This window comes from Bacillus sp. ABP14 (assembly GCF_001831375.1).
GTDB classification, from domain to species: Bacteria; Bacillota; Bacilli; order Bacillales; family Bacillaceae_G; genus Bacillus_A; species Bacillus_A paranthracis.
On sequence record NZ_CP017016.1, the window covers coordinates 3,453,714 to 3,469,412 of the forward strand.

A 15,699-nucleotide genomic window follows, 5' to 3' on the forward strand; every position below is an offset into this window, starting at 1 on the left:
TCCTCCTTGAAAATATTCATTTGTCTTTTATAAATTTTGTTGTTTTGTTCGTGTAATCCATTCTCCTACTAAACTCTCAAATAATTCAGGCTGTTCAATTTGCAAATTATGCCCTGCCATATCTAACACCGCTAATGTCGCTCTTGGGTAATCATCAATAATTTCTATAATATCTTGATAACCTACCGATATATCTTGTCTTCCGGCTAATAACAGAACAGGTTTCTCATATTTCTTACGGTGAAAATCTATAGTAAGAGAGTAATTTTTTTGCAACCTTTCAATAAACTCATAATTAGCAACATTTAACCCCGGCTTAATTTCTTCTTGAAATCGCTTATATGTATATTCATTTGCTATTACTGCTAACTCGCTAAATTCTTCTCTTTCGGTAGAAGTTAACGTATTTAAAAACTCCTTATCTTGTACAATTATCTGTTTATCCGGTAAACGTCTTTCTTTTTGCATCGCAACAACCACAGGACATATTAATAATAGTCCATTGACTCTCTCAAACATTTTTGAAAGTATCCCTCTAGCTAAATATCCACCGAAAGACTCTCCTACTAGTAAAAAATCTTTCTTTGGAATGATTTCTTCAATAAACATAGTTAACACTTCTAATATATGATCTGAACTATTTATCCAATCTGGAGCGTTCGACTTTCCCATTCCAGGTAAATCAATATATATTCGCTTATAACCTTCATCTTTTTGAAATACTGATTCCATACATTTCATCATTAACCTATGGTCAGGAGCACAGCCATGTATGATAATGACTGGTTTTCCTTCTCCAACAATTTCATAGTATATTTCTGCATCTTCAATTCGAAATAACATAAAAAATCCTCCCTATTTATACATTCCTTTTGAATGGCAACACTATCAAATTTATAAGAATACACGTTCCCAATTTACATCCCCTACAATTGATTGTCAAATTTAAATTTTCAGACAAAAAATAAATCAGCTTCCTTCTATTTTTATTTCCTAGAAGAAAGCTGATTTATTTTACCCTATCCAATTTGAAACCTTGTTCTTATCAGTTTTGTAACCCCTTATTCTTCTATTTTCATCAACACAATTCTCCAACCATCTGGGTCCTCTATCGTTATCCCCTTATCTTTCCAATATGGATTTTCTGGTTCCACTTCATCGTATCCCAATGTATGCAGCCTTTTACTCACCTTCTTCATTTCACTATCTTCACTCATATAAAATACAAGTAAATTATCTTTTGTCGGAGCTGGACAAGGACTCCCATCAATATGTCTTGTAAATTCTAAATGATACTCTTCATCTGGGAGCCCAAACATGACCCCATCATAACCTTCATGATCGTAAAATTCACCTATACGTTTTAAGCCTAATCCTTTTTCATAGAATGCTATAACCTCTTCAAACTTATTCGTCGGACGTGCGATTCGAAACTTCACCAAATTTTTCATGATTTTCCTCCCATACTAAAAATTTCATACATGATTACGTATTATTGTACATACGTAACACATTTTTGAAATCACTCATTAGTATAAGAATAAATACATACAAAGGTCTTACTTAAAATAACCTCTATCAGTCAAAAATTAAAATTCAAAAAAGCCTTTATCATTTTATATGCAATTTTGCATCTCTACTTTCAAATCACTAAAAAACCTTTACAATTCAAAAGATGACTAAATATACAATTTCTATTTAAAATCTTTATGCAGTATATACTATCAAATGCAATATTTTTCATTTTTTAAAGCAATTATACTTTTTAAAACTTCCTTATAAACATGATTTTTATAAGGAAATCTGATACAATTCTTAAATAATATTATTATGTATAGATATTACGAATATGGTACATAATTAAAGAAGGTGATTTTATTGAAATTAAATAAAAATTTACAACTATGTATATTAATTGGAACATTAATGTGTTATTCAATCTATTTTATGTTTTTCTATCTATTCCCCACTCATTTTTCAAATTCGGATGTACGCTTCGCTTCACTTATTGTTGAAGCCATTACATTTGTATCACTCATTTATTCTATATATTCTAAAAAAGTTAGTTCAAATCCGTTTTGGATATGTATCACGATAGCAATTGGTAGTTTTTTATTAGGAAAAATAGTATATACATATCAAGATAGCTTCTTCAAAATTCCAATACATCGTTTTACTATTTCTGATGTATTTTATATGCTTTTTCTACTCTTCTGTCTTATCGCTTTCTGCTATAAAATCCTAAAAGAATGCGATAAATGGGAAAAAGCATTCTTTATTTGTGATATATGCATAGTACTTACTTCCATATTCACATTAGAGTGGTATTTATTTAATCAACCAAATTTAAATATATTCTCTCTTTCACTAGGAGATGTTTTTCTTTCATTTCTATATCCAATTGCAGATTTATTATTCCTTCTACTAGGTGTTAGTCTCTTTTTCCGTCCAACAATTTTTAATTCTAAACGGAAAATTTATATCTTTATTTTTGTATTAATAAGTTCTGCAACTTTTAACTATATTTATTTTTACTTAAATAACCATTTATCAACTGAAGCGATAACATTATTACGTCTTTTATATAGAATACCTATATTACTTATTGCAATAGCTGGATCTATTTCAGAAGATCGTAATAGTCATAAAAATTATTTCATTGTAAACCCTATAATAGGAAAAAAGGCTTTAGTTGTATTTCCCTATCTTGCTGTTGCAATACTAATCGGGTTTACATTAAAGGAACAAACATCATCTTCCACTCTCATTACGGGAAATTGTATTACTTTTATTTTCGTACTCATTCGTCATTCTATTGTACGTATGCAAAACAATTCCCTAACTAAACGTTTACAGGCATTTAATGCTCAACTAGAAGAAAAGGTTACTTTACGGACTTCAGATTTAGTTCATAAATCTGAGGCTCTATCTCAAAAGCAACAAAAATTCAAATCATTATATGAATATCATCCTGACCCTATTTTTACAATTGATTTAAATGGCGTATTCTTAAATGTAAATAAAGCTGGAAGTATACTACTCGGTGCACCAACGGATGAGTTACTTGGTGAAACTTGTTTTTCGATTATTTTAGATGAAGACAAATATAAACTAGCATCTGCATTAGAAAAAGTGAAACAACAAGAATCAGCATCCTTACAACTTAGTTCTCAATATAAAGATGGATTTACTTATTCTTTATACGTTACCATCGTCCCTATTATGATAGACGGGCAAATTTCAGGAAGCTATATTATGATGAAAGAAATTACTGCGCTAAAAAAACAGCAAGAAGAAATAAAATATTTAGCATTCCATGATACTGTAACGAAAATTGGGAACCGTGCCTTTTTCCATAAGAAATTAAAAAGAATTATAAAAAATGCTAAAACGACAGAAAGCGAGTTTGCATTATTATATTTGGACTTAGATCGCTTTAAAGCAATTAACGATACACTTGGACATTCGGCAGGAGATCACATATTAGAAGAAGTAGCGAAGCGATTCCAATCATGTCTTCCATCACATACTCATCTATCAAGAATCGGTGGCGATGAATTTACAATCTTAATTGAAAACTATACTGACGAAGATTCCTTATTCGAGTTATGCAACCAGTTATTTGAATGCATGGAAAAATCGTTTGTCATATATGAACATACATTAACTTTATCACTAAGTATCGGCATCGCTATTTATCCACATTCCGGAATCGATACCGCTACACTTCTGAAAAACGCTAATGTTGCAATGTATGATGCGAAAGCAAAAGAACTTAATTCTGTCTCTATTTATGATGATGTAATTGCAAAAAAAATTGAAAGACGATTGCGATTAGAAAAAGATTTACCAAATGCAATTCAAAATGAAGAATTGTTCCTTTTATATCAACCTCAAGTTGATAGCAAGTCTAACAAAATTATCGGTGCTGAAGCTTTAATTAGGTGGAATCATCCTGAATTAGGTGTTATTTCTCCATACGAGTTTATTCCGATTGCAGAAGAAACGCTACAAATCATTCCAATAGGAAAATGGACACTACAACAAGCTTGTGAGCAAATGAAACGTTGGCACACAAGCGGATATTCACATTTGAAAATAGGTGTAAATTTATCTGCTAAAGAATTTGAACAAGAAGATTTTGTAAAGTCTATTTCTGCTACATTAACAAATACAGGTTTACCAGCAAGTTCTCTTGATCTTGAATTAACAGAACGAATTGCAATGATGGATGAGCGAGAAACATTAATAAAACTGCGTACACTAAAGAGTTTAGGCGTTCACATTTCAATTGACGACTTTGGTACTGGTTATTCTTCGCTAGCCTATTTACCTTTATATCCAATCGATACGTTAAAAATCCCGAGAGAATTTATTACAATGTCTGAAACATGTGATGATGGAATGGAAATTATTAAAACGATCATCACATTAGCAAATACATTAGGAATGTCAGTTATCGCTGAAGGTGTAGAAACGAAAGAACACGTGAGTTTCCTTCAAAAAAATAAATGTCAGTTTATTCAAGGGTACTATTATAGTAAACCTATCCATACGCATGCATTTACTGAACTATTAGAAATCGGGATTCACCCATAGTACATGGCTAATTGTTATAAGTAATAATGAATTTGAACAACTATAGCAAAAAGGAAAGAAGAGATCTTCTTTCCTTTTGTTTTTTATTTACATTTCTATTACTTCATTTATTATATCTATTAATTGATGAATCCCCTCATTATTAGTTTTCTTATATCCATTCATGTTTTGAATATATCTCTCCTTATTTGTATACAACTTATTTACTGCATGTATAAATGTATTCGTACTTACTCTGTCTTGGAGTATAACTTCCGCATATCCTTGCCGAGAAAAATATTCAGCATTTAAAACTTGATCTCCCCTACTGGAACTGTTAGTTAACGGGATAAGCAACATCGGTTTCTTCAAAAATAACAATTCAGAAATAGCAGTAGAACCCGCTCTGGAAACTACAACACTCGCCATATTTAGTATGTGCGGCAATTCTTCCCCTATATATTCGAATTGCATATAACCTTCCATGCCAACAGATGAATCTACCTTCCCTTTACCGCACATATGAACAATATTAAAATTTAACAACAATGTTTCCAAACTTTTTCTTACCATATCATTTATCCATTGAGCGCCTTGACTCCCACCCATAATTAACAATACCGGTTTATCTTGCTTAAATTTACAATAGCTTCTTCCCCGCAATACGTTGCCTCTCTCAATTTCTTCCCTTACAATTGGTCCTACATAAACCTTCTTCTCATTACTTACATTTTCTCCTGTCTGAGGAAATGTTGTACATAGTTTTGTAGTAAAAGGTAATGCTATTTTATTTGCTAATCCTAACGTACTATCTGGTTCACGTATTATTACGGGTACTTTATTCATCCATGCTCCTATTACTACAGGAACAGAAACAAATCCTCCTGCCGAAAAAATAACATCTGGTTTTATTCGTTTCATTAATTTATAGCTTTGAATGCAACCTTTTATTATTTTAAAAGGATCTTTAAAGTTCTCCAAATCCCAATATCTCCTAAGCTTCCCTGTTGAAACAATATTGTATTTAACATTTTGAACTAATAGTTTTTCAATTCCATTTTGAGATCCAATATACTCAACTCCCCATCCTTTTTCCATAAATTTAGGAATCAATACTATATTAATCATTACGTGCCCGGCTGTACCGCCCCCAGTAAAGAGAATCTTTTTATTCATAATTTATATCCACCTTTATGATTAAAAAATCTTATTTTATACTAATCTATTACATGTAAGTAACCTTAGCATTATTTATATAAACCTTTAACTCAAATCCTATATCTTGCAAAAAATCTTTCATGAGGTCATAAAAATCATTTCCATACTCACTACATTCATACTGAGCAAAAACTCGGATTACAGGCCTAGTTCCTGCATCTATTACTGGATTTTTTCGATCACCCTTTTTCCCTTCCACATAGGCTCGACATTTATTTATCGCCTCATAGATACGCAAAGCATGCTCTTCTTCATTCTTCCAGTCCAGCGTATCAACAATTAAAAGAAATAGTGTATTTTGATTATTTATTGTTTCATAGCCATTCATATATTTCTTACACCCTTTTTGTTTTTCATTGCATGCAGATGTCACTACACTTCTCATACTCAAGTACATCTTTTAATGATTGATGGAATTGAATTTCTGGGATCCAACCTAACCTTTTTATTTCCTCTATTACTAAACTATCATTTGAATCACTCCCACTTTTTTCTGTTTCCTCTATGAAAAAATTCAGCTGAGTTAATTCTTTATATTGTTCTAGTACCTCTAATAAAGATCGTTTCACTCCTGATCCGATATTATACTGTTTTCCATTTATTCCATCTCGTAATAACACATGATACGCTTTAACCGCATCACGTACATCTAGAAAATCCCTACTATCTTTCAAACTGTTTACTTCAATAATGGCTTTACTTCTACCTGATTCTATATCTATCATTTTTTTTGCGAGAATCGAACAAATGCCATTTGATACTCCTGGACCAATTAAGTTTGAGGGCTTTGCAATGATAATATTTGAACCCATTAATTCGCCCCAAGCCTCTGCAATAATGACTTGCATCGTTTTACTTAAACTATATGGATTTGAAATTTTTATTTCGTTTATACTATCTGCTTGCAAAGCAGATCCTATAACTAATGTTCTACAATGCGAGGCTTCTTGCTTAATTGCCTCTAATAAATATAACGTCCCTATTGCATTAATTTCTACATATTCAAGAGCAGCTGTCCAAGACTCTATGACTGAATTCCTACCGGCTAAATGTAATACATAATCTGGCTTTATTTGTTTCATTACCTTCATTACTTCGCTCTTATTCGTTAAATTACAAGTAATACCATTTTCATTTTTTTCTCTATGTGTACGATTTTGAAACATAGGAATTACATGAAAGCCCTGTTCTAAAAAATATTGGCAAGCATGGCGTCCTGTAAAACCATTTGCACCAGTTATTAAAAGGCTCGCATTTTTTTTCATCGTAAAAATCCTCCTTTTAATAGCATTTGTTTCACTTCATGTTTTGCAAGTAAGTCTTGTTGTGAACTAAAACTCTTCACATCCACAAGCGGAAAACTAGCATAATATTCTTGAAGCCCTTCTATAGGAATAGTAGGTAGTACCACAAAATAATTTTGATCAAAACTTATACTCGTTTTACTCTCTACCTCAGATAAAAGCATTTCACTTAATTTTTCACCCGGCCTGATCCCTACCTCTTTTAACTTCACATTTTTTTTTTTCGAATCTTCAATTAACACTTCTGCTAAATCTGTTATTTTACATGCCGGCATTTTCATAACAAAGATCTCCCCGCCTCTGCCTTGATATACGGCTTTAAATAACAATCCAACAGCATCTTCAATTGTTAAGAAAAATCTAGTCATATTCGCATCGGTAATCCCTACTTGTGAAGATTTTTTAATTTGTTTTTTAAAAAGCGGTACCACACTTCCACTCGTCCCTAAAACATTTCCACCACGAACACAAATAAATTTTGTTTTCTTCGTTTGTACATTCGCATGAACCATTAACTTTTCACCAATTGCTTTTGTCATCCCATACGTATTTGATGGATCGGCTGCTTTATCCGTTGAAACATATATAACTTTCTCAACTTGCATCTGTAAAGATGCTTCGATTACATTTTGCGTACCATGTATATTAGTTTTTATAGCTTCATAAGGATAATACTCACATACTGGAACATGTTTTAAAGCTGCAAGATGGAATACATAATGTACACCTTGGCATGCATAAACTAATTGATCCTTGTCACGAATATCTCCAATAATAAATTTTAATCTATCATCATTTATAAACTGTTGCTGCATTTCAAACTGAACCGTTTCATTTCTTGAAAAAACCCTAATTTCTTTCGGTGATTTTTCTAATAGTTGCTTTATAAGCTCATGCCCCCACGAACCTGTGCCACCAGTGATTAAAATTATTTTATTTAGCATTCCTTTTCCTCCTACCAAGCATTTCAATTAACATTTATTGAATTATTTTCAATTGATTCAAATCATAATCGTCGTTTGTTACATTTAATTGACAAAATAAAAAACAGAAACTATTAAAAATAGTTTCTGTTTTTTATTTCACCTCACAACAGTAAGATTTTTTATACTGTTTGTATGATAAATTCCTTGTAATAAACAGCGCTCATTTATTTCTTATACTCGTAATAAAATAAATAGAATGATTCATAGCCAATAGTCATGTTTAAATTTATGAAAAAGGGAGGTAACGGAATGTACCGAAGCAATTCAAATCATACATATAACGGACCTTCCAAGGCACTGCCTCTCTCCCTATTTGATGTGAAAAATGAATTGAAACAAAAAAGTAAACTCACTCATTCTGGCACGATGTATAAATTAACGAAAGAAGAGCAAATCATCATCAACAACATAAAAATGCAGACAGAACAGCTAAATAAAAATAATGTCACAAGAACACGTGCATACTACCAATTTTACGTTCAATATCCGGAAATACATTGGGCACTACTTGGGCATATGGTATCACGTAACGGCGGTTGGAATATGACTGATTTAAGGGGAGATTTATATACGAAAATTTTATCAGAGAAAGAGCAAATCACATTTTTTTCTTTTTTAGAAAGAGGAAATTGGCTTATTTTTCAAGATGTCTATCCTCAATTTCTGCTTTATGAACAAAGTGTAAAAAGAACACAAAAGCTATTTCACCTTCTCCCTCACCTAAATGTTTCTACATTTATGGAAACGATGTGGAACGATTTTTGGAAAACAGGTAACAAAAAAACATTAGCAATTGCAACTATTATTAATGAACAAAACTACTTAGAAAAAAGAGTGATTCAAAATGTACACTTTAAAAAGACTGTACTAAATAGTATTGGATTTAAACTATTTGATTTCTTTCAGTTTAATCATATCCTGTTCCCATTCTACGCAAATAATAAGAAACAAAACGTATTACTATTTGGTGATACAATGAAACATTTCACTTCCTTACACGAACGGATCTTAATTGGAAAAAGGTTGTATTCATTATTATTTCGGGATACACATGTTTTATCTCAAGTAATAAGCTGGGCCCAACACCATCCTCATACAGGCTCAAGGAAAGATTACTGGCCTCATTTATTTTCAAGTGTGAATGAATCTTTTTCCCGTGAGTTTTATAAACGCCGAATAAAGAAATGCCAGTTGCGTAATGGCGCTTATCGTATATACAGTCCTGCACTCATCTACGCATGGCGAGATATAGAGCATGAAGAAGTTGACAGTGAAGATTGGTTTACGGACTGGCAAGTCGTAAATTACTTAGTGGATAAGGAGGAAAATATAAATGGACAAATTACAGAAGACTACTGTAAAACACTCGAAAAAATTGAACTTGCCATTCTTGCAAAGAAAAATCTTCTCCTTCGAGAAGACGAATAACCTTTTCGCATTAGTCATTACAATCTTACTCTCTTCTATTATCGGAACTTACTTAGATGCATTTTTTGTTGCAAAACAATTATATTCCTTTCCGGTTAGACCCTTTCCCTCCATATTTTCAGTTAACATCGGCTTTACTCTCTTTGTACTACCGATTTTAACAACGATTTTTATACAAATTTCAAAAAGATTATCTACAGTTTCTAGAATTCTTTTTATTATTTCAATCGGTATTTGTGCTAGCATTTTTGAACAGATTGCTGAAAGATTCGGTTTCTTTATTCATAGCTTAGATTGGAATCATACATATTCTTTATTTGGCTATATGATTTTCTTTTCTTTTATTTGGAAAGTATATGATTTCATACAAAAATAAAGAGATCCTTATAGATCTCTTTATTTTCAATCAATATTTTCTACATTTAAATACTTAGTTTCACAGTAATAGCCTTTGCCGCCAACATAAACTTTTTCTACTTTATTGTTGCTATTGGTTGCTAATTTAACTAATATTTCAGAAGGCGAGTGTAAAGAATAACCTTGTTCAAATACATAGACTTCTTTTTGCAAGTTGTGCTGTTCATAAAGGTAGCAAGCTAATGCACCATTTGAAGTTCCAGTCGCTGCTTCTTCATTGATGTCGTATAGTGGAGCAAAATTTCTGCATATAATTCGATTGTCATTAAAAGTATATAGATGCATTCCGACAACATTATAATACTTGCTAATTTCTTTAATTTTTTCAAAATTAGGTTGCAGTGTATGTAATCGTGTTTCGCTTTTTATAGGAATTAAAATATCTTTTAAGCCTGTGGAGACAATTTGAATTGGATATTTATCGTCTATAGCTTTCATGTCAAAACAGTCGATGAACTCGTTTGGAGATACAACATCATAAAATATCGGTTTGTTTTGTTCCATAAATATGATGTCATCTTTTATGGTAATAGTAAGAACACCACTGTTCGTTTCTATCGTATAGCGATTCTGGCAAAGTTTATTTAAATGCATCAGTATCACGAAAGAGCCAATTGTAGCGTGACCACATAAATCAACTTCTTCTTTTGGTGTAAAATACTCAAATTTATAATCAGCAATTTCAGATTCTGATATAAATGCGGTTTCCGCATAGCCCAGTTGTTTAGCTATTGCCATTTTTTGAGTTGTGGTCAATGTATTATTCTCAGTAAATACCACTCCTGCTTTATTTCCGCCTTTATGATCCTTGCTAAATGCACTTGCAACATAAACGGATATTTTCATAAGACACCTTCCTTCCTCACTTATAGTAAATTGTAGCATAGAAAACACTACGTATATATCTCATTGGATAAATTCACTATAAAGTAAGAGACAAACTATTTTTAGCATCTGCACTCTTAAAAAATAGTTTGTCTACAGTCTGAAAAATCCTTATAGATCTCTTCTTAAGCATACTCTTCGGTTATTACTAATGGTGCAAGAGTTTGAAGACTTTTTGAACGTAAACGATAGGCAACAATTTTCTTTTTATATTGCTTTATTACATCAATATGTTCTTCATGGCTATATAAAGAAAAGCTAATCTCTTTATTCCCTTTCTTCGTTTTAATCACGATTGGTGTTCCTTCCCCGTGCGGCGGAAAATAATGCTTATCTAAAAATAAAGCCTCATTAAATTCATGAATAACTTGTAGTTTCGTTTCTCCCTCTATATTTTTTCCATCTATCGATATAGAGGTATTCTCTTCCTCAAGTTTTTGATGCAATTCAAATTTACTAATAATTGATTCTACAACAGAAGTCGGCATACTAGAAACTAATACTTTAATAGCTCCAAAAACAAATAATGTAACTATAAACCATGTTGTCATTTTCATCATCTCCATTACATGTCAAAATATAAATTTCGTTCCAAACGGTATGAATATACTAATAAGTATTCCCGTAACAATCATCGTCACCGAACCGATTGTCGCTTCTCTCTCGCCTTCCTTCACGAGACGACTTACCCCGATAATATGTGATGCGCAGCCCATTCCCACGCCTTTTCCAATCGTACTTGTTATACGGAACAACTTAAGTACTGTTGGTCCAATCATAGCACCTGTTATTCCCGCAACAACTACAAAACTAGCAGTCATAGATGGAATGCCACCAATTTGCTCCGCTATTAAAATAGCAATAGGCATCGTTGCTAATTGTGGTAGGGTGGTTAGTATAAGTTCCTTATCTATATGTAACATTCCACCAATCACTACATTCATAGTCGTTAAAGCCAGTATACCTGTCACTACGCCGATTAGTATCGATAAAAAGTTTTTCATCAGTATCTTTCGCTCTTTAAATAGTGGTATCGCTAACGCTACGATTGCAGGACTCAATAGCCCTGTAAGAATGTCTCCCCCATTTCCCCTATACTCATGATGAGAAATACCAAAAATCATAAATAAACAAATCATAATTGTAGTAACTGTTAACACCGGTAACGTGAATGGAAACGTAAATTTTTTATATAACTTTGTCGCCAATAAATAAATTACTACTGTAATAATAATTAAAACCATTTGCATCTTGCACCTTGTCGATTTTATTTTTTGGATGTTACTACTAATTGACTTATATACCCTGAAACAATCAAAGTTACTACCGTACTTGCAACTACTAAAAGGAATATACTACTTCCCTTACTAAAAAGAAAAGACCCGTATTCCATCAGTCCTGTTGTCGAAGGGATTAAAAATAACGGTAAAAATACGATTAACTTTTCCGCACCTTCCTCAAACCACTTTAATGGTAAAATACGAATAGAAAGGAGTAGAAAAAGCATTAACATCCCTATTAAACTTCCTGGCATTGATAGATGGAATACCCCTTGAATCCACGTACCAACTAAGCTAAATACATATAGCACGCCTACTTGAAGTAAAAGCATCACGTACTTCATTTCTTTCCCTCATTTCAATATTACGCATTACTATTATGAAATTTCATTTAACGTTTTCGCAAATCTCGTCATTCCCAGCTGAATTTGTTCGACATTTACTCTCCCAAAAGTAAAACGAACATATTCACTTTTAGTACCTAAAACACTCCCCGGGACAAACGCTACACCATTTCGTATAGATTCACCTAATAAATGATATTCATCAAACGTTCCTTGCACTTTGCACCATAAATGTATTCCACCCTCTGGAACAAAGAATTCAACCTGGTCCCCTAATATTTCTTCAAGCTTTCTAATTAACGCATCTCTTCTTTCCTTCAATTGTCCACGGAGCATTGTAATATGTGCATGAAAATCTTCTGATTCTAAAAATTGATTTGCCACCCACTGCGTAAATACGCTATGGCCAAAATCAACTTGCTGCTTTGCATCCGCTAAACGTTCTATTACACGCATTGGGCCAATTACCCAGCCAATACGTAATCCTGATGCAACAATTTTTGATAATGAACTTATATAAAGAACATTGCCGTTTTGATCCATTGATTTTAATGTTGGATTCACCTCTCCATTAAATGAAGTTAAGCTATACGGATCATCTTCTACAATCGGTATACCAAATTCAGAAGACAGTTCTAAAATCTTTTTACGTCTTGCTAATGAAAGCACAGTTCCAGTTGGATTTTGATAATCCGGATTTAAAAATACCATACGAATACGATGCTTTTTATGCAAATCAATTAAGTCTTCTGGATTCATTCCATGCTGATCAACAGGTAAATGGAATATTTTTAAGCCAGCAGATTTAAACATCGGCAGTGAAAAACAATACGAAGGGTCCTCAATTGCAATCGCATCACCAGGTTTTAATAAGCATTGAACGATAAGATTAAGTGCCTGTTGTGCGCCTGATGTAATAAGGATAGAATTCGAATCTGCTTCAATTTGTTTATATTGCTGAACATGTGCCGCAATTGTTTTTCTCAACATTTCATTTCCAAGTGGATGGTCATAACCGAGGTTTTCCATAAATGTTTTCTCCGACAAAATTGTTCGGAATCTATCACTCGGAATTAATTCTGGTGACAATTCACCACTCGCTAAATTAATTAAGTCTTCTTTTTGTGTTTCCGTTCTAATTTGTTGAACGAGTGGTACGTTAGGTAAGAACGATCCATCCTCAACGTACCTACCCCAGTTCGGTATTCGTTTATGTGAAACACCCCATATGTCTGTATTCACCCGTGTTCCGCTTCCTTTTTGCCGTTCTACTACTCCAAGTGATTTTAATTCTTCATATGCAGCAACTATCGTACTCCGGTTCACTTGTAATTCTTTTGCTAACATACGCTCAGAAGGTAACTTGCTATCAGAAGGAAACTCACCCGAAGAAATACCCCTTTCAATATAATCTGCGATTTGTTTATATACAGGCGTCTTATCTGCACGATTTGGTTTCCATTCCATATAGTTGCCTCCTTTCAAAGCTAACTATCCTCAATTTATTACTAACAGTATTTACCGTAAAAATAGTATTAATTAGTCACATTTTCTCATCCTAAAATGGATATATTAAAATAGATCCGTTTCTGATTACTCGATAGCTTCTGAAATTCCAGCTTCATACTCTCGTTGCAGTTCTGTTACAAACTATCAAATTATTACCGCATACCATGTTACCCCTAGCAGTAGTACGAAAAGAAGGATAATATAAATAGTTGATAAGTTTTTCACATTTCTCTTTGTAGACTTGCCGTAATTCTCCTCCACATTCCGTGCAACTAGTACGGTTCCAAACAGTGATCCAATTACAATAATAACGACTAGTGGAATCGCAAAGCTCATAGTATTTTCACCTCTCTAAGGCCAGTCTATTTTCATTAAGAACTTCCTCTTTAAAACGTTAATAACATACTACCTTTCTTCTCTTATCATAATGGATGTTTGCCAAAAACGGACCAACCACTTTCATGTTTTTTTGCTCATCCACTTTAAAAATAAAAAGCAACTGAACACTTATGATCAGTTGCTTTTTTGCAGGATTATTTATGCTAATTTTCATTTGAAATTAATTTGATTTAAAAGTTTAGCCTCTTCATAATGAAACATCGATTGAGATAACTCAAAAATTGTTCCATTTACAAGATACACTGTTTTTTAATAAGAAGCGACGTATTTTATCGCTTCTTACTCTCATCATCTTTAATCTCTTATTAATGACTTATTCGCTCTTATAACTTCTTGATACAGCAATGGTGACCACTTTTCATTTATGTAGTCTTGAATGATCCAACCTACTCTTGTAGGACTCTTTTGTTTTATATAGTTTGCAATTTCAGGATTTATATAAGAGGCATAGTAATATGGGCTATTCCATGCTGTACCACCAGAAGACAAGCTTGCAAAATTAATATATAGATGATGTAAATCCTCACTATTATTCATCGTTTCATTGATCGTATCTTTAATAGATTTTACTTTCTCATCATAACCCACTTTATATTTATCTTGTACCGTTACATTTACGTTGTGATTTACAGTTGTCGTAAACGTCTCATTATCTGGCCAATAAAAATTATTATATCCTCCAGATTCATTACTACCGCCATATCTTTTTAGTAGTACAATTTTCCCACGAGCATCTCCAAGTTTTATATTTCCTTCTGTTTTTAAAAAGATAGGATCAACAAAATAATTTTTTTCAAACGTATTACTAAAGGAACCTTCTGCTCCTTTCATATCCTCATACTCTTTTTTTAAAGACATAATAATTGTTTCACTCGGGTTATCTTTTAAAAATTGTTTCGCTTCGTTTACGAATTCGTGTAGGGTTACATAAAGATATAATGGCCCATGATGAAGAACTATCGTATTATCATCTGTTAAACGTCCTCTTATATCAAAGATACGAGCTCCATGATCCATTTGGTAACGAAAATCATATTCTTGCGTCATTCCCCATACTTGCTTAATTGGATTTTGTAATTTGAACGTACCACTATCATGTGTTCCCGGAATTGAAATTCGTGCCAATGGGATGTTATCAGGTATAGGTTGCATCCATTTTGACCAATTTTCAAGCTCATTAACAGAGCTAGCTGCAACGACCCGCTTATCATGTGAAGCAAATAAAGATGTGCTAAATATCATAATGCATATGAATAATTTCAAAATAAAATTATTATTGCTCACTACTATTCCTCCTTTTTCTGTTTTATATCAAACTTATTGAATATAATATAATCTAGTGAGTAAAAAA

General features: G+C 32.5%; 16 protein-coding genes and 1 pseudogene. 3 read left to right on the plus strand and 14 right to left on the minus strand.

Annotated features, from left to right (window positions below; translation table 11 throughout):
- Nucleotides 1-27 precede the first annotated feature (27 nt).
- Together BGI23_RS17885 and BGI23_RS17890 are read right to left on the minus strand one after the other, a co-directional pair.
- Nucleotides 28-843: an alpha/beta fold hydrolase gene (locus tag BGI23_RS17885; RefSeq protein WP_070806730.1), complete on the minus strand. Its 816-nt coding sequence runs from the start codon at nucleotides 841-843 to the stop codon at nucleotides 28-30.
- A gap of 218 nt (nucleotides 844-1,061) precedes the next feature.
- A complete protein-coding gene (locus BGI23_RS17890) occupies nucleotides 1,062-1,451 on the minus strand; it encodes a VOC family protein (protein ID WP_000794011.1) in 390 nt (129 codons plus the stop codon).
- Nucleotides 1,452-1,878: 427 nt separating this feature from the next.
- Here BGI23_RS17890 and BGI23_RS17895 point away from each other — a divergent pair, with 427 nt between their 5' ends.
- On the plus strand, nucleotides 1,879-4,599 hold the full coding sequence (locus BGI23_RS17895) for a putative bifunctional diguanylate cyclase/phosphodiesterase (protein WP_070806731.1): 2,721 nt from the start codon (nucleotides 1,879-1,881) through the stop codon (nucleotides 4,597-4,599).
- A gap of 87 nt (nucleotides 4,600-4,686) precedes the next feature.
- Here the strand turns inward: BGI23_RS17895 and BGI23_RS17900 are convergent, their stop codons facing one another.
- The 4 genes from BGI23_RS17900 to BGI23_RS17915 are packed head-to-tail and all read right to left on the minus strand — an operon-like array spanning nucleotide 4,687 to nucleotide 8,044.
- On the minus strand, nucleotides 4,687-5,754 hold the full coding sequence (locus BGI23_RS17900; protein WP_070806732.1) for an undecaprenyldiphospho-muramoylpentapeptide beta-N-acetylglucosaminyltransferase: 1,068 nt from the start codon (nucleotides 5,752-5,754) through the stop codon (nucleotides 4,687-4,689).
- Between the two features lie 49 nt (nucleotides 5,755-5,803).
- On the minus strand, nucleotides 5,804-6,124 hold the full coding sequence (locus BGI23_RS17905) for a DUF6572 domain-containing protein (RefSeq protein WP_001014789.1): 321 nt from the start codon (nucleotides 6,122-6,124) through the stop codon (nucleotides 5,804-5,806).
- A 25-nt stretch (nucleotides 6,125-6,149) separates the two neighbouring features.
- Nucleotides 6,150-7,061, minus strand: a complete 912-nt coding sequence (locus BGI23_RS17910; RefSeq protein WP_070806733.1) for an SDR family oxidoreductase — start codon at nucleotides 7,059-7,061, stop codon at nucleotides 6,150-6,152.
- Nucleotides 7,058-8,044, minus strand: a complete 987-nt coding sequence (locus BGI23_RS17915; RefSeq protein WP_070806734.1) for a UDP-N-acetylglucosamine 4,6-dehydratase family protein — start codon at nucleotides 8,042-8,044, stop codon at nucleotides 7,058-7,060. The genes BGI23_RS17910 and BGI23_RS17915 overlap by 4 nt, the downstream gene beginning before the upstream one ends.
- Before the next feature lie 291 nt (nucleotides 8,045-8,335).
- On the opposite strand from BGI23_RS17915, the gene BGI23_RS17920 reads away from it, so the two are divergent.
- Nucleotides 8,336-9,514, plus strand: coding sequence for a DUF2515 domain-containing protein (locus BGI23_RS17920; protein WP_070806735.1), 1,179 nt, complete (start codon nucleotides 8,336-8,338; stop codon nucleotides 9,512-9,514).
- Nucleotides 9,420-9,890, plus strand: a complete 471-nt coding sequence (locus BGI23_RS17925; RefSeq protein ID WP_070806736.1) for a CBO0543 family protein — start codon at nucleotides 9,420-9,422, stop codon at nucleotides 9,888-9,890. Before BGI23_RS17920 ends, BGI23_RS17925 begins: the two co-directional genes overlap by 95 nt.
- A 26-nt stretch (nucleotides 9,891-9,916) precedes the next feature.
- Here BGI23_RS17925 and BGI23_RS17930 read toward each other — a convergent pair whose 3' ends face one another.
- From BGI23_RS17930 to plcA, 8 genes and pseudogenes are all read right to left on the minus strand, one after another.
- Nucleotides 9,917-10,777, minus strand: coding sequence for a PhzF family phenazine biosynthesis protein (locus tag BGI23_RS17930; RefSeq protein WP_000704342.1), 861 nt, complete (start codon nucleotides 10,775-10,777; stop codon nucleotides 9,917-9,919).
- A 164-nt stretch (nucleotides 10,778-10,941) separates the two neighbouring features.
- Nucleotides 10,942-11,367 (minus strand): YfmQ family protein, encoded by a 426-nt coding sequence (locus BGI23_RS17935; protein ID WP_000214638.1) that lies wholly within the window; start codon nucleotides 11,365-11,367, stop codon nucleotides 10,942-10,944.
- A gap of 21 nt (nucleotides 11,368-11,388) precedes the next feature.
- The gene (locus BGI23_RS17940) at nucleotides 11,389-12,060 is read right to left on the minus strand and encodes an LrgB family protein (protein ID WP_070806737.1); all 672 of its coding nucleotides are present in this window, start codon (nucleotides 12,058-12,060) and stop codon (nucleotides 11,389-11,391) included.
- 23 nt (nucleotides 12,061-12,083) lie between these two features.
- Nucleotides 12,084-12,440, minus strand: a complete 357-nt coding sequence (locus BGI23_RS17945; protein ID WP_000878383.1) for a CidA/LrgA family holin-like protein — start codon at nucleotides 12,438-12,440, stop codon at nucleotides 12,084-12,086.
- Between the two features lie 33 nt (nucleotides 12,441-12,473).
- Nucleotides 12,474-13,907 carry a MocR-like pyridoxine biosynthesis transcription factor PdxR gene (gene pdxR / locus BGI23_RS17950; RefSeq protein ID WP_070806738.1) on the minus strand — a complete coding sequence of 478 codons (1,434 nt, stop codon included), beginning with the start codon at nucleotides 13,905-13,907 and terminating at the stop codon, nucleotides 12,474-12,476.
- A gap of 186 nt (nucleotides 13,908-14,093) precedes the next feature.
- Nucleotides 14,094-14,285: a hypothetical protein gene (locus tag BGI23_RS17955; RefSeq protein WP_070806739.1), complete on the minus strand. Its 192-nt coding sequence runs from the start codon at nucleotides 14,283-14,285 to the stop codon at nucleotides 14,094-14,096.
- A 213-nt stretch (nucleotides 14,286-14,498) separates the two neighbouring features.
- Nucleotides 14,499-14,594 (minus strand): annotated as a pseudogene (locus tag BGI23_RS27750) (GntR family transcriptional regulator); the annotation flags it as partial.
- A gap of 48 nt (nucleotides 14,595-14,642) precedes the next feature.
- A complete protein-coding gene (gene plcA, locus BGI23_RS17960; protein ID WP_070806740.1) occupies nucleotides 14,643-15,632 on the minus strand; it encodes a phosphatidylinositol diacylglycerol-lyase in 990 nt (329 codons plus the stop codon).
- Nucleotides 15,633-15,699: the final 67 nt, after the last annotated feature.

Bases quoted from the DNA above. Each gene is read 5' to 3' on its own strand.
- BGI23_RS17885 (WP_070806730.1), bottom strand. From the start codon at position 843: ATGTTATTTCGAATTGAAGATGCAGAAATATACTATGAAATTGTTGGA.
- BGI23_RS17890 (WP_000794011.1), bottom strand. From the start codon at position 1,451: ATGAAAAATTTGGTGAAGTTTCGAATCGCACGTCCGACGAATAAGTTT.
- BGI23_RS17900 (WP_070806732.1), bottom strand. From the start codon at position 5,754: ATGAATAAAAAGATTCTCTTTACTGGGGGCGGTACAGCCGGGCACGTA.
- BGI23_RS17905 (WP_001014789.1), bottom strand. From the start codon at position 6,124: ATGAATGGCTATGAAACAATAAATAATCAAAATACACTATTTCTTTTA.
- BGI23_RS17910 (WP_070806733.1), bottom strand. From the start codon at position 7,061: ATGAAAAAAAATGCGAGCCTTTTAATAACTGGTGCAAATGGTTTTACA.
- BGI23_RS17915 (WP_070806734.1), bottom strand. From the start codon at position 8,044: ATGCTAAATAAAATAATTTTAATCACTGGTGGCACAGGTTCGTGGGGG.
- BGI23_RS17920 (WP_070806735.1), top strand. From the start codon at position 8,336: ATGTACCGAAGCAATTCAAATCATACATATAACGGACCTTCCAAGGCA.
- BGI23_RS17925 (WP_070806736.1), top strand. From the start codon at position 9,420: ATGGACAAATTACAGAAGACTACTGTAAAACACTCGAAAAAATTGAAC.
- BGI23_RS17930 (WP_000704342.1), bottom strand. From the start codon at position 10,777: ATGAAAATATCCGTTTATGTTGCAAGTGCATTTAGCAAGGATCATAAA.
- BGI23_RS17935 (WP_000214638.1), bottom strand. From the start codon at position 11,367: ATGACAACATGGTTTATAGTTACATTATTTGTTTTTGGAGCTATTAAA.
- BGI23_RS17940 (WP_070806737.1), bottom strand. From the start codon at position 12,060: ATGGTTTTAATTATTATTACAGTAGTAATTTATTTATTGGCGACAAAG.
- BGI23_RS17945 (WP_000878383.1), bottom strand. From the start codon at position 12,440: ATGAAGTACGTGATGCTTTTACTTCAAGTAGGCGTGCTATATGTATTT.
- pdxR (WP_070806738.1), bottom strand. From the start codon at position 13,907: ATGGAATGGAAACCAAATCGTGCAGATAAGACGCCTGTATATAAACAA.
- BGI23_RS17955 (WP_070806739.1), bottom strand. From the start codon at position 14,285: ATGAGCTTTGCGATTCCACTAGTCGTTATTATTGTAATTGGATCACTG.